At 58.1% G+C, this 12,922-nt stretch carries 8 protein-coding genes and 2 pseudogenes; 3 read left to right on the forward strand and 7 right to left on the reverse strand.

Going from position 1 to position 12,922, the window contains the following annotated elements; genetic code table 11:
• Window positions 1-524: 524 nt before the first annotated feature.
• The 4 genes and pseudogenes from ASF77_RS24870 to ASF77_RS24630 all read right to left on the reverse strand — a co-directional run bounded on the left by ASF77_RS24870 (window position 525) and on the right by ASF77_RS24630 (window position 2,963).
• Window positions 525-1,028 (reverse strand): hypothetical protein, encoded by a 504-nt coding sequence (locus ASF77_RS24870; RefSeq protein WP_229445343.1) that lies wholly within the window; start codon window positions 1,026-1,028, stop codon window positions 525-527.
• A gap of 224 nt (window positions 1,029-1,252) precedes the next feature.
• A pseudogene (locus ASF77_RS25225) lies at window positions 1,253-1,657 on the reverse strand (Rieske 2Fe-2S domain-containing protein); the annotation flags it as partial.
• Window positions 1,548-2,333 (reverse strand): MipA/OmpV family protein, encoded by a 786-nt coding sequence (locus tag ASF77_RS08650; protein ID WP_082493674.1) that lies wholly within the window; start codon window positions 2,331-2,333, stop codon window positions 1,548-1,550. The gene ASF77_RS08650 and the pseudogene ASF77_RS25225, both read right to left, overlap by 110 nt.
• A gap of 93 nt (window positions 2,334-2,426) precedes the next feature.
• A complete protein-coding gene (locus ASF77_RS24630) occupies window positions 2,427-2,963 on the reverse strand; it encodes a helix-turn-helix domain-containing protein (protein ID WP_200934153.1) in 537 nt (178 codons plus the stop codon).
• Window positions 2,964-3,484: 521 nt separating this feature from the next.
• Here ASF77_RS24630 and ASF77_RS08660 point away from each other — a divergent pair.
• A complete protein-coding gene (locus ASF77_RS08660) occupies window positions 3,485-5,152 on the forward strand; it encodes a methyl-accepting chemotaxis protein (RefSeq protein WP_056337710.1) in 1,668 nt (555 codons plus the stop codon).
• A 337-nt stretch (window positions 5,153-5,489) separates the two neighbouring features.
• Window positions 5,490-5,945, forward strand: a pseudogene (locus tag ASF77_RS23605) (IS6 family transposase); the annotation flags it as partial.
• Between the two features lie 590 nt (window positions 5,946-6,535).
• Here ASF77_RS23605 and ASF77_RS08665 read toward each other — a convergent pair.
• The 3 genes from ASF77_RS08665 to ASF77_RS08675 all read right to left on the reverse strand — a co-directional run bounded on the left by ASF77_RS08665 (window position 6,536) and on the right by ASF77_RS08675 (window position 12,005).
• Window positions 6,536-9,343 carry an EAL domain-containing protein gene (locus ASF77_RS08665; RefSeq protein WP_156648811.1) on the reverse strand — a complete coding sequence of 936 codons (2,808 nt, stop codon included), beginning with the start codon at window positions 9,341-9,343 and terminating at the stop codon, window positions 6,536-6,538.
• A gap of 60 nt (window positions 9,344-9,403) precedes the next feature.
• Complete coding sequence (locus ASF77_RS08670) at window positions 9,404-10,471, reverse strand: GGDEF domain-containing protein (protein ID WP_056337717.1); 1,068 nt, start codon at window positions 10,469-10,471, stop codon at window positions 9,404-9,406.
• Between the two features lie 1,201 nt (window positions 10,472-11,672).
• Entirely contained in the window at window positions 11,673-12,005 is a 333-nt protein-coding gene (locus ASF77_RS08675) for an H-NS family nucleoid-associated regulatory protein (protein WP_056337720.1), read from the reverse strand.
• A 150-nt stretch (window positions 12,006-12,155) separates the two neighbouring features.
• On the opposite strand from ASF77_RS08675, the gene ASF77_RS08680 reads away from it, so the two are divergent.
• Window positions 12,156-12,785 carry a tyrosine-type recombinase/integrase gene (locus ASF77_RS08680; protein ID WP_056337724.1) on the forward strand — a complete coding sequence of 210 codons (630 nt, stop codon included), beginning with the start codon at window positions 12,156-12,158 and terminating at the stop codon, window positions 12,783-12,785.
• The last annotated feature ends 137 nt before the right edge of the window (window positions 12,786-12,922 follow it).

Genomic DNA, 12,922 nt, shown 5'->3' on the forward strand with positions numbered 1-12,922 from the left:
GACAAGCTCGCATTGGTCGACAAGCTGCAAAAAGAAGGGACTGGCTTACTTAGCGCGGATCGCCTTCGGACAATTTGGTGAGGGGGAATACCGCGTTTTCTATAACGACCTTACGCAAGCCTTGCACTGGCTTGAGGAGTGAACGGGCGGTCCGCTTTGGGTCGAAAGCGGAAGTTCCGAACCGCTCAGTAGAACGTCGAGCACTGGTCGTTTGATCCGCGTGGTGGCCGAGTCGCTAGCCCATGAGAGCGTCATGACAATCATGGCATACCGCACGCAAGTGCGCTTGACCAGATCCGTGTCTACGGGAAAGACGATGATCCTGATCTGGCGACGAAGGGGAAACGCGTGCCAATTAGCGATATTAGGATTGAAAATCTTTGTGTCGAAGACCCGATTCTGCCCTCGGGCCACCAAGAATATCGTTAACGCAACGCCCACCCGTGTAAGTTGGCATTGTAGTTTCTGGGAATTTGCAGTCCTCTTGTCCGGTCTATTCCCGGTCATCCGCGGCAATATCCGGATTACTGCCTGTCACCGAAGAGCAGCCTTGTGAGCTGTTTGCGGTACGCGATGATGGCGCGATCGGCTTCGATATGACGGTCAGCGGATGCATCGAGGCTGTTGGGAGGAGTCTGGGTCACTACGACGCGCTTGTCCTGACCGAGAATCAGCCGGTTGCTCCAGCCCATGACCGTCTCGAACACTCGCGCGATTAATGGCAACCGGATGCGGTGGTAAAAGCGCAGGTAATAGCGTGTGCTATGTTCATTGATCGGAGTGAAGGCAACGATGGTTCCGATGGATGGGCTGAGACGCATTCGCCAAATTCCCGGAAAGAGGAATCGTATCCTGGGAGGCCGGCCCGCCGCCACATCCCGCAGCTCGGTGGGGGTACGCTGCGCTTGGCCGACGTCGCGCGTATTGCTCGACCAGATGCGGATGCCTTGCGCACCCGATCCGACATAGGGACCATCGACGAAGCTGCGTCCGCGCTGTCCCATCGCCGCGCCATGGACGAAAGCCAAGTGGAAACGTCGAGCTGGTTTTCGATCGCCCGGGTGTAATGGACGGACCAGTCGACAATGTCCGTCCGGCACCGCCAGTCCTGCGCCAATTCCGGAAAGAAAGGCAACGCCGGATAGACTTCCCTTTGCTGGCCAAGCCAGAGCCAAATGAAACCGAATTGCTCCCGCAGCGCAAATGTGCCCAGCGCCATCACCTTCGGGATCCGGCCAGTGCTGCCAACAGCCGGGATATGCCGGCACGTTCCCGTACCGTAAAAGGCAAACCCGTGGAACGGGCACACCAGCGCGTCGTTCCGTACTGCGCCGGCACTCAGCGCGGCGCCAAGATGTGGAGGGCGATCATCTTGGGCATGCGCCACGCTCTGGCTATCGCGCCAGAAGACGATGCGCTGCCCAAGCGCTCGACGCCCAGGGGCTCGCGGCGCAGCTCGGGGCTCGAAAGGACGACGTACCATTGGTTTTCCGGCACTTGCATCGACATTCGGCAGACGGATCCGGCCGCTTGTAGGCGATCCGTATTCAACGGAATTGGTAGAGGTAACCCAGGCGCAATGCGCTTTCCGTTTTTCTACCGACCAGCGGGCTGTCCTGTATGATGTCATCCAGGCGTGTGACGCTGCCGTCCACATACACGCTGTGATAGGAAGCCAAGCGGTAGGCGACGCGTAGACCGAGCTCCGGATTGAGCGCACTGCCGCCCATGTATGCAGGCCTGCCCTGCCGGGCTTCGTTCGGGCGGACGCCATAATAGTAGTTCACGTAATCACGGTCGACCCAGTTCAAGGCAAGACGTGGAGCAACCAGGAAAGCGCCAGCGCGCAGGGGCTTGTCAACGGCGGTACGGGCCCGCTTTCCTTTACTATGGCCGCTTGCATCGACCAGCAACTCGGCGCTGGCATTTACGAGTTCGCTATGCCAGCCGAGCGCCGCACCAAGCCAAAAACTGCTCTTGCGCTCCGCCATGTCGTACAAGTCACGTGACTCCGACGATTCGAAACCGTCTTCGAATGCATAGCGGGCACGCAAAGCCAGCGTTACCGGGACCGCAAGCGGAACCTTGAAGTCAGCCGTGGGACCGGCCAAGCGCAGCCATCTGTTTTCATACGAAAGAAGCGGAATCGCATTGGTCTTGTTTCCCATCCCTTTGTACGACTGCTGCTTAAAGCTGAGGCCCACACCGACACCCCAATGGCCGACGTCCGCCGGCGCTTCGGCGGGCGCAGCAACTTGCGCTGCGGCTGGAATTGCCATGGCGCCAAGAAGTAATAAAAAAGTCCAGAACATGGAACCAGGCGAATTTGTCATATTTTTCCGTTTGAAAACAGCGGCCTCGAAGATTAACGCATGCAATATAACAAATTTGCCGTTACGTATTGGCCACGATAGAAGAAAACCAGCCTACAGCCGTGTGGGCTCTGTCGCTCGCGCCAATAGCAACGCATATTTCGACGGGATCTCGAATGCTCTTGCATAAGGGTCATGCATTTTCGTCGGCCGGCGAACGCCGTCCCGTGTCATACCTGTCCTAGTCCAGAATGCTCGGTAGAAGGAATTCGGTTCGTCGAATCCCAGCAGGAACGAAATTTCCGCGGACGGAAATTCGGTCTTTTCGGGGCAATCACGCGCCAGCGATTCCCGGGTGTCCTGCAAAGTTTTCTGGTAGCTGCTGCCTTCCCTGATCCTGCGCTGCAGCCTGCGTCGGCTGAGCGCAAGTTTGTGCGCGATCGCGTCGATCGTGACCATTCCGCTACGTAGACCTTCAAGAAGCGCCGCCTTAACGCCCCGGGACGCTGGCGCCCCACTATCCAGATCGACCAAGCGCTGACGCCGCTCGCCGGGATCGAGCTCATGCACATGATTCGCAAGGATCAGTTCGCTGCCCGTGGTACCACAATGATGTCCTTCTCTGATCAGTTCTACTTCCTGGCGCGACAAGTCCGTTCAAACTGAGGGGCAGCTGCTCCCCGGCGCAGAAAACTTCGTCTGATCTCCGTATTGCGACAAAACCCGATTTCGTCGGCGCCAGTCTCATCACGGTTGGCCAGCGTGCGGGATTTCCGAGTGCAGCGCACGCTTGCAACTTAGCAAGGTTCGACTATATGCCCAACGAATGTAGGTAGCTGTTTGTTCCCGAAGGATTGAAGGCAACCAATTATCGATTCATCAATTTTAACTCTCGACTATGATAATTTGTTGTTTTCCTGCATAAAACAACGATGAGTCAGGATATAAATGATGGATATGACGAAAAACTCATACATTTTTGCAGATATTTTCCATATGGAAATATAATTGACGTACGCAGGTCGTGCCAGGGCAAGCAGTGTCTGTTTTCCTGCTGTCTGCTGCCAACCTCGATCAACAGCCAGCTGTTCCCTATCAGGCCGAGGCCCGGTATGAGCGACGCTCATGCAAGCTGTCCGAACCCATTCCTCGCATATGTTTAGAAAAATTTCATGAAATTTTCCGATCTCAAAATCGCCAAGCGTCTCGCCATCGGCTTCGGTGTGCTGGTCGCGCTGCTCCTGCTCGGCCAGGTCATGGGTCTGACGCTCATGTCGCGCATCAGTGACAGTACGGAGATACTGGCCGAGCGCCGCGTGCCGAACATCAACGCCAGCACCGGTATCCTGGTGGACGTGAACGAGGCCGCCGTCGCGCTGCGCAACATGATCCTCAACAGCGACCCGGCCGACCGCCAGGCGCAACTCGACGCGCTGGCCGGTACCCGGCGCGACACCCAGGAAGGTCTGGCGCAACTGCGCCAACGCCTCACCAGCGCCAGTTCAATCGCGATTCTCGAGCGCATGAAGGCGGCCAACGACAAGTATGTGCACGGACAGGAAGAACTGCTCAAGCGGATCGCTGCAGGCGACATCGAAGGCGCAACCGCCTACCTGAACGCCACGATGCGCCCATTGCTGCGGGATGTGAAGGCAGCAGTCACCGAGCAGGTCGATTTGCAGCAAAAGCAAGCGCAAGAGGCCGCCCAGGCTGCCCGCGAGGCCGACGCGTCTGCGCGCCGCATGGTCGCGCTGCTGTCGCTGGTGTCACTGGTGATCGCCGTCCTGGTCGGCTGGTGGATTACCCGTTCGATCACCCGTCCGCTGGCGCGTGCGCTGGAGGTGGCCGATACCGTCGCCGCCGGCGACCTGACCAGCCGCATCGTGGTGGACAGCCGCGACGAAACCGGCCTGCTGCTGCAGGCCCTCAAGACCATGAACGACAACCTGGCGCGTACCGTCACGACCGTGCGCACCGGCACCGACACCATCGGCACCGCCTCGGCCGAAGTCGCGGCCGGCAACATGGACTTGTCTGCCCGTACCGAACAGCAGGCCAGCTCGCTCGAAGAAACCGCCTCCTCGATGGAAGAACTGACCTCGACCGTGAAGCAGAACGCCGACAATGCGCGCCAGGCCAATACCCTGGCCGAGGCGGCCTCGCAAGTGGCCGAGCGCGGCGGACGGGTGATCGGCGAAGTGGTCGGCACGATGGACCAGATCAACACCTCGGCCGGCAAGATCGCCGACATCATCGGCGTCATCGACGGCATCGCCTTCCAGACCAATATCCTGGCGCTGAACGCGGCGGTCGAAGCCGCCCGCGCCGGCGAACAGGGCCGCGGCTTCGCGGTCGTGGCGACCGAAGTGCGCAACCTGGCCCAGCGCTCCGCGGCGGCAGCCAAGGAGATCAAAACCCTGATCGGCGATTCGACCCAGGCCGTCAACGCCGGCACCAAGCTGGTGGGCGAAGCCGGCGCCACCATGCACGAGATCGTCGAAAGCGTACGCCGCGTGACCGACATCATGGGCGAGATCACCTCGGCCAGCGCCGAGCAGACCGCCGGTATCGAGCAGATCAACGAAGCGGTGGCCCAGATGGACCAGGTCACCCAGCAGAACGCCGCCCTGGTGGAAGAAGCGGCCGCCGCATCGGCATCGATGCAAGAACAAGCCGCCATGCTGGCCGAGGCGGTGAGTATCTTCCGTCTTGATGCGCACACGGCCACGCAGCCGGCCGCCGCACCGCGCCGCGCAAGCCTGGCCGCGCCTGCCGCCGTCGCGCCAGCGCCGCGCAAGCCTGCAGCCAAGCCGACTACGCGCGAGTGGGAAGAGTTCTGACCGGGCCTGGCCCCTCAGCGACAATCAAGGGCTTGCAGCGTGCAGTGAATCTGTTCACCCAGGAGCCGTCGGTGGCTCGTAGGGTCCCCACGCGTTCACATAACGGTGCTGCCGCCCGTGCGGCAGTTCATATCGCAACGATCACCGCGTGGGCGGATCCGCCCACACTTGTATCTTGAACCTCTGTGGAGCTACCTACTCTACATAGGGTTGGGGCAGCCCGTGACCACCCTGATGGCTTGACCATGACTCGTAGATCAGGCGCCTCGACTCTTTCTACTTCTGCCGGCTCTGGTGCAAAACTGCGGCTCGGCTAGAATGACGAGCTTTGCCCAGTATGCGTAACCATCCAGAAAAGAAAGACCTGTTCAAAGGCAGACACTTCGAGCAGGAGGTCATCATTCTGTGCGTACGGTAGTATCTGCGCTATAAGCTCTCCTACCGCAACCTCGCCGAGATGATGGCCGAGAGAGGCCTGTCGGTCGCTCACACGACAATCCTGCGCTGGGTACAGCACTACGCGCCTGAATTCGATAAGCGCTGGAGTCGTTTTTGAGCGCAGGTAGGTTCATCATGGCGAGTGGACGAGACTTACATCAGGATTCGGCAATCGGCTTATCTCTACCGGGATGTCGACTCCGCGGGCAAGACCGTCGTTTTCCGGCTTAGCCCGCGACGCGACGTCGTCTCGGCCAAGGCGTTCTTTCGCAAAGCCATACGTTCTCAAGGCAGGTCGCCCGAGACTATTACGCTGGACGGTTACGCCGCTTCCCAACGTGCTGTTCGCGGCCTGCCTACACTACCGCAAGTTGAATTCAAGCTATAACAGAATAAAGATTGAGTCTCTTATCTAAAGAGCTCATGGTCAAATCCACGAGGCAATTCGGGCCTTACTCGGCTCTCATGTCATAGCCTAGCGCGAACGCTTCGCCACTCCATACGCAACTTTATACTTGTCACAGCGCCGGCTCTTGTGCGGCAGCAATATTGCGAAGCTATAAAAGACCGCTTTTGGCCGGTTGCTGCCGTGCAGTGTACGGCAGCTGTCGACTCAAAGCAGTTGTGGATCTGTTGTAGCTCCGCTAACGAATCATTGTGAAACCTAAGCATGCTCACGTTAGGGGAAATTCCGCAGAATAAAAACGGCTGGGCATCGTCTTCGCTCATCCTCACACCATTCACGACCACCCACCTCCCTTCAACGCTAGCGGATAGAACTCTTGCTCCCCACTTATTCCGTACACGGATCCTTGAACGAGCGATACAGCGAAGTCGAACATCACGCGACGGGTTGAGGAATTGAAAATGATGTCTTCGTTGCCGGACGCAGTCTCACCACGCAAACAATGGTGTTTCCCTTCGAGCGAACCTACCTCTTCGCATTCAGGAGGAACAACGATTGTCGTCGGCAACCTGGGCGTTTCGTTTCTCGACCCATTCCTCCAGCGCCACCTGCGGCAGTGGGCGGCTGAAGTAGTAGCCTTGTCCCAGTTGACAGCCACGTTCGCGCAGGTACCGCAGCGCGCTTTCCGTTTCGATGCCTTCTGCGACCAATTCAAGTTCCAGACTGTTTGCCAAAGCAATCACGGCATCGATCACGGCGCGGCTGGCATGATCGGTGTCGATGCGGCGTACGAAGGACTGGTCGATCTTGAGCTTGTCGATAGGCAAGTTAGGCAGGACGCTGAGGCTGGAGTATCCCGTGCCGAAATCGTCCAGTGCAATTCTGATCCCGATTTTCTTGAGTTCGCTTAGAATTTGCACCGCTTCGGCCATATTCTCCATCACCGCCGTTTCGGTCAGTTCGACGACCAGCCAGTGCGGATTGATGCCTGAGACCGCGATCAGCTTGCGGATCTGGGGCATGAAGTCGGCGCGCTGAAATTGCAGGGCCGAGACATTGACCGAGACCTGGAGATGGACACCAGCGTCGCGCCAGCGGCCCTGCTGGCGACAGGCTTCGAGCGCCACCCACTCGCCCAGCGGCGCGATCAGCCCGCACATCTCGGCAACCGGAATGAAAGCGGCCGGTCCCAATTGCGGTTCGATGCCATCTTCAAGCCGCACCAGGGCTTCGACGCCATCGACCGCGCCCGACTCCAGGTTGACGATGGGCTGGAAGTGCAGCGCAAGAGCGCCATGGTCGAGGGCTTGCTGCAAGCGGCGTTCGACCTGGATAGCGAACTGCGCCTGCTTGTCCATCTCCGGAGCGTAGAAACCATAGCCGTTGCGGCCGTCGTGCTTAGCCTGCAGCATGGCCAGGTCGGCGGCATGGATCAGCACATCGGCGCTGTCTCCGTGTTCGGGAAAGCGGCTGATGCCGATGCTAGCCGACAGTTTCACTTCGATTTTGCCGAGCTTAATCGGCGCGGACACCGCATCGATCAGCGACCTGGCCGTGTCCGCCGCGTGCCGGCCGCCGTCGTCCCGATATCCCAGCAATGCGATGAATTCGTCGCCGCCGACGCGCGCCAGCAGGTCGGTCTGGCGCATCAGGGCCTGAATCCGCTGCGATACTTCCAGCAGCACCCGGTCGCCGACCTCGTGGCCATAGACATCGTTGACCGGCTTGAATCGGTCGAGGTCGATATACAGCAAGGCACCGCTGTCGAGAATGCAGTGCTCGGCCGACAGGAGCGTCAACAGGCACTCGCGCAGGCAGGCGCGGTTCGCCAGCCCGGTCATGGCGTCGTGCGTCGCTGCCCACCTGACCGCCTGTTCGGCCTGCACCCGCTCGCTGATGTCGCGTGGCGCCACATACATCAGCCATTCTCCACTGTGTTCCAGGACGGTGGCATTAATCTCGACCGGGAACACGGATCCGTCGTTGCATGTGTATTCGCGCTCGAACGGGGTGATTTGGTTCGAACGAGAATACTCGAACAACCTACCAAACAGTTTCGGCGTGGCGGCCTTGTCGATCTGGAAAATCTCCATCCCCAGCAGTTCGGCATTGCCGTAGCCGAGGCGCCTGGACGCCATTCGATTCGCGTACCGGATCTGACCGGCTTCTTCGAGCACCAGCAGGATGTCGTTCGCGTTCTCGGTAAAGAAATGAAATTGCTGAAGTGCTTCCTGTTGCGCGCGGAGGGCTCGGTCGCGCTGCGTCAGCAGTTCAGCGGCACGCCCAATGGCAGCCGCGACTTCGTTCGCTTCGGCCAGGTGCAAGCGGTCGAACGCAATCGGCGTTCCCTGTCCCAGGGCGATCGCAGGTTTGATCAAGGCTTGAACCGAATTGGCGATCCGCTTGCTCATATAGCGCGCCAGCAGCAAGGCGAGCCCGAAAACGAGGGCGAACGTGCTGATCAGGCTTGCCAGCTTCATCCGCAGTGGACCGATGAGTTCGGCTTGTGGCACACCGATGCTGGTTGTGTATCCGGTGCGCGGCGAGCGCGAGAACGCGGTCAGGTTCGCGATGCCCTCGCGCGTAATGGTTTCGAGTGTTCCTACATCGCTTTTCAGGACCGCCGCGCGTAGTTGGGGACTCGCGGGCCGGCCGACGTGCTTGTCGCTATCGCGACTGCGACCCGCGATAATCCCCTTGCGGTCGGTGAGGCCGACAAGCCAGCCAACAGGCAAGCCTTGAGCGAGCAGCTCCGCCGTCAGCTCCGTTGTGGGAATAGCGATCGCCGCCGAATATGTCACCTTTCCGTGCAAGATGACGGGCACGTGCGCATTGACGAACGCATGGCCCGAGTCAGGGTCGATGGTCAGGTCGGAAATGACGCTGGTTCCACGCTCGAACACTAGGCGCGCCGCCGCGCTATCAATGGATTCGGCGACAAACCGGTCATCCTTGCTGGAATAGAGGAGAGAACGACCGTTCTCGAACCGGTAGACTAATATGTGACCACGCAGGCCGGCGCCGGCGATTGCCCGCGAGGCGCGCTTTGAGAAGTTCTTCACATCACCCGACAGAATCTCATCGGCGATGGCAAACGATTGGACTAGCGACTGCGCCCGCAAAATGTGGCCATCGATTGCATGACCTAGCGCCCGTGCGCGCTGCATATTGTCGTTAAGCAGGCGCTGACGTTCCTCGCGGTAATCGGCGAAGACAACGATTCCGAGCCCGATCATGCCCGGCAACCAGCACGCCACGACCAGGATGCGTAGCAGATTGGCAACAGGGTAATGATGTCTGAACAACGTGCCGAAAATGTTAGTCAATTTGATGGTGTAGCCCTGCAAGTAGAATCGTATTGTGCTTAAGTATGCACTCTTGACGGGCTGGCGGCTAGGAACGGAGCTTCAGTCCGAAAGCCGGACGCAATTGCGGCCTGATTGTTTAGCTAGGTAGAGTGCCTCGTCCGAGCGCTTGAGCTGGTCTTCCCAGCTGCCATCTGCGTCCATCATGGCGGCGAGGCCAATACTGATCGTGACCGTCACAACGGCGTCCGCCGACTGCACTTCCAGCGCCGCGACCGCCTGCCGAATCCGTTCCGCGCACTGCATAGCAGTTTCTTTGGACGTATGCGGAAGGATACAAAAAAACTCTTCTCCGCCGAACCTGCCGAAATGATCGCTTTCGCGGAGCGTGCCCTGGATGGTTCGCGCCACAGCTTTCAGGACCTCATCGCCAACTTGGTGCCCATGAGTATCGTTGACGCGCTTAAAAAAATCGATATCGAGCATGACAAAAACAAGCTCGGTGCGATAGCGCCGGGCTGCGGAGAAAGCTAGTGCAGCCTGCTGGGCCAGCCAGCCCCGGTTATGGATCCCCGTTAGCGTGTCGTGCGTGGCGTCTCGTATCAGCTTCCTTTCAATCGTCAGGGCATGAAAGCGAATGGCGATGGCAATGCGCATCTGCATGAAGGCGACGACAACTGCGGAGCCATACAAGAGCAGGCCCCGTGCCAGCTCCGGCAAGGTGCACTGCGCGACGCTACATAGGATGAAAAGCAGCGCCGGCGGCGTGACGGTTATCGCAAAATGACTGGCGCCGTTAGCAATGAAGGGAACCAGGAACAGGCCGAGTACGATACCGCCGACGCCCTCGACGAGACCGCCGTCGAGCTGGGCGGTGGCAAGGATGACACCGCTCGAGAGCATCCAGTGCGACCATGTCGCTCGGAAGTGGGCCGTCCCGCTGGAAACGACGGACCAAAATCCGATCGCAGCCAGTCCAGCAAACAGGACACGCGTCATACTTGACTGTATTGCGTTGGCGGGATCGAGTAACAAGTCCCACACTGAATAGACAACAATCAAGGCTGCAAGTGAGGGTCCGACACGCGGCAGGATGCCGGCAAGATTGACTTCGGCACGATCTTGCAGCGCCTGCAACGCAGAAGCACTGATTGCGGGAAGAAAATTCATGTCTGCGGTATGCGTCGTATTCGGGAAAGGTTTGAAGATACCCAACCCTCGCGTCTGTTAGGTTTCTTAACCGCAACACTGACTCGCAATATTTATATGGTAGAGCTTCTGCTCAAGCTGAAAGTATATCGACGATCGACGATTAAGACCTGAACAAAGGCGAGAAACGGTTGCTGATCAACCTTCTCAAGCTGTTCATGCAGCTGCGTCATTTCGCTTGCTTTCGATGTTTGGCGTTCAATGGCGCGGTCCGCTTCTGGCCGGTTGCAGACATTGCGGTTACGTTTGCTTTTGCCCCGAGGTGGATGTCAGCACCGCTTGCCAGTCCAGCCGCTATCGACGTATCACCCATAACCATGCGTTTTTTAAAAGTGACTTGCGCCTCGCGGTTTTTTCAATCTGTACGATCTTTTCAATCGCACTCCAGTCAAGTGGAGGCTGGTGGTCGCATGCCCACCGATGCTTACACTCCGAACACTCTCGGTTTAAATGTGCTCTATCTATCATGCACCCACCTAGGGCTAGCAGTCGTCGCTGCGACGCGGCCATGGCGATAGCGCCAGGGTAACCGTAAATAACTGGAAGGCCCTTCGGGCAGCCGCATTTTGGGCAGAGCAAATTTCCTGAGTTGTGAGCAAGGTGCATAGCGCTTTGAATAGGCCAAAGCCTGTTGAGTGAAGTTCCTTCCCGCGCACGTCCGCTCTTGGCCGGTTGCGGACCTTCGGCAGCGTCCGCTTCCGACCCAAAGCGGTCAATTCACCTGATGTCGCTTAGTTGAGTTGAGACTCGATCGAAGGCGAGATCCGGTCAGATAGCTGACGCTGGCTATCGCGAATCCTGCGGCAAGGGCGAGGACGGAGTTCTGCAAATACGCCTGTGTTGCGTAAAGCAGTGTTGATAGCCAACCTATGATCAGGACAAGGCATTCTGCGACTATCGAAGGAAGTAGAAGGGCTCGCCCTAGGACAAAGCCCAGCAGTAAACTCGTGACCGCTACTGCGACAAAAATCGGTACGACTACCCCTGAGAAAGAGTAGAGATCAGGACTCAGTGACAACGCAATGGCGATTGCGATCGATGTTAGAGCTGCGCTGGAAATCGCTGCTAGTGGGTACATAGGTCTCCAAGGAATACAGCGTTAGAGTCTGCTTCTGGCCGAAAGCAGTCTTCAGTCAGAGGCGGTGCGGAGCTACGAACGTCCTTATTTCATCAGGAAGTCGTCGGGCTTCTTGCCGTTGGCCACCGCTTCTGCCATCCATCTTGGCTGACGGCCGCGGCCTGTCCAGGTTTGCGAAGTGTCCTTGGGGTTTTGATACTTCGCGTCTACCTTCTTGCCGTTTGCCTTCTTTGCCTTCGCCCCTCCATTGCCGAGGAGCTCTTCCACGGAGACGCCGGCGTCTTTGGCAATAGCAAGAATCTGCTCGCGTGCTTTCTGCACTTCCTGTTGCTGACGATCCTTGATTGCTCTTTCCACGTCGTGCTGCAGGCCTTTTAGCTCGCCTAAGGTGTAACCAGCCAAGTCAATCTTCGCCATCTGTAAGCCTTTCGTCGTGTGTCGTTGTGTCTAGTCGATTTTACTATGCGCCGCGGCGCCGAGTTTTATTTACAAAAGTGCCCATAAATGGGCGCCGTGCTTAGACTAGCCCGTAGGAGAAAATCCATCCTCACCCAATGAGGAGGACATATGGATGCGAGCGCCGCCAGGAGCACAAGGAGTCGAGACCCGTGGAACAAAGGACGACTAATCGGTCAAAAGTTACCGTTGAAGCTCAGGGAAATCTGGGCGATCAGGATAAGGTTACAGTTAGCCGAGCGTTTGAGAGATCTGGCGCTTTTCAACCTGGCGATCGACAGTAAGCTTCGCGGCTGCGACCTGGTAAGTCTCCGCGTGAAGGATGTCGCACAAGGCCAAAGCGTCTTCCATCGTGCCATCGTCATGCAACAAAAGACGCAAAGGCCTGTTCAGTTCGAGATTACTGAGCAGACTCGTCAGTCAGTGCTCAGTTGGATCAATCATCGAAAGCTGGCGTCTAGCCAGCATCTGTTTCCCAGTCGAGTGATCGATGCAGGTCATCTGTCGACTCGTCAGTACGCACGAATCTTGTCAGGTTGGGTCAAATCCATCGGTCTCGACGCGACGGCGTATGGCACGCACACTATGCGTCGAACGAAGGCTACCTTGATCTATCGGCGGACCAAAAACCTCCGCGCCGTTCAGTTACTTCTCGGGCATACTAAGCTGGAGAGCACGGTTCGCTATCTGGGCATTGAAGTCGACGACGCCTTGGAGATTGCTGAGCAAACTGAGGTTTAATGTATGAGGCCCACGTCAATGGGCCTTTAGGTCCGCAGTCGGCCAGAAGCAGACGTCTATGTGGTCAGCGTTGTCGAGGGCGGCGATTACTCATGAGTTTCTTTATCGGAGCACCTATGTTTAGGCAGGGATTGCCA

It is taken from the genome of Massilia sp. Leaf139 (assembly GCF_001424165.1).
In the GTDB taxonomy this organism is placed as follows: Bacteria; Pseudomonadota; Gammaproteobacteria; order Burkholderiales; family Burkholderiaceae_D; genus Telluria.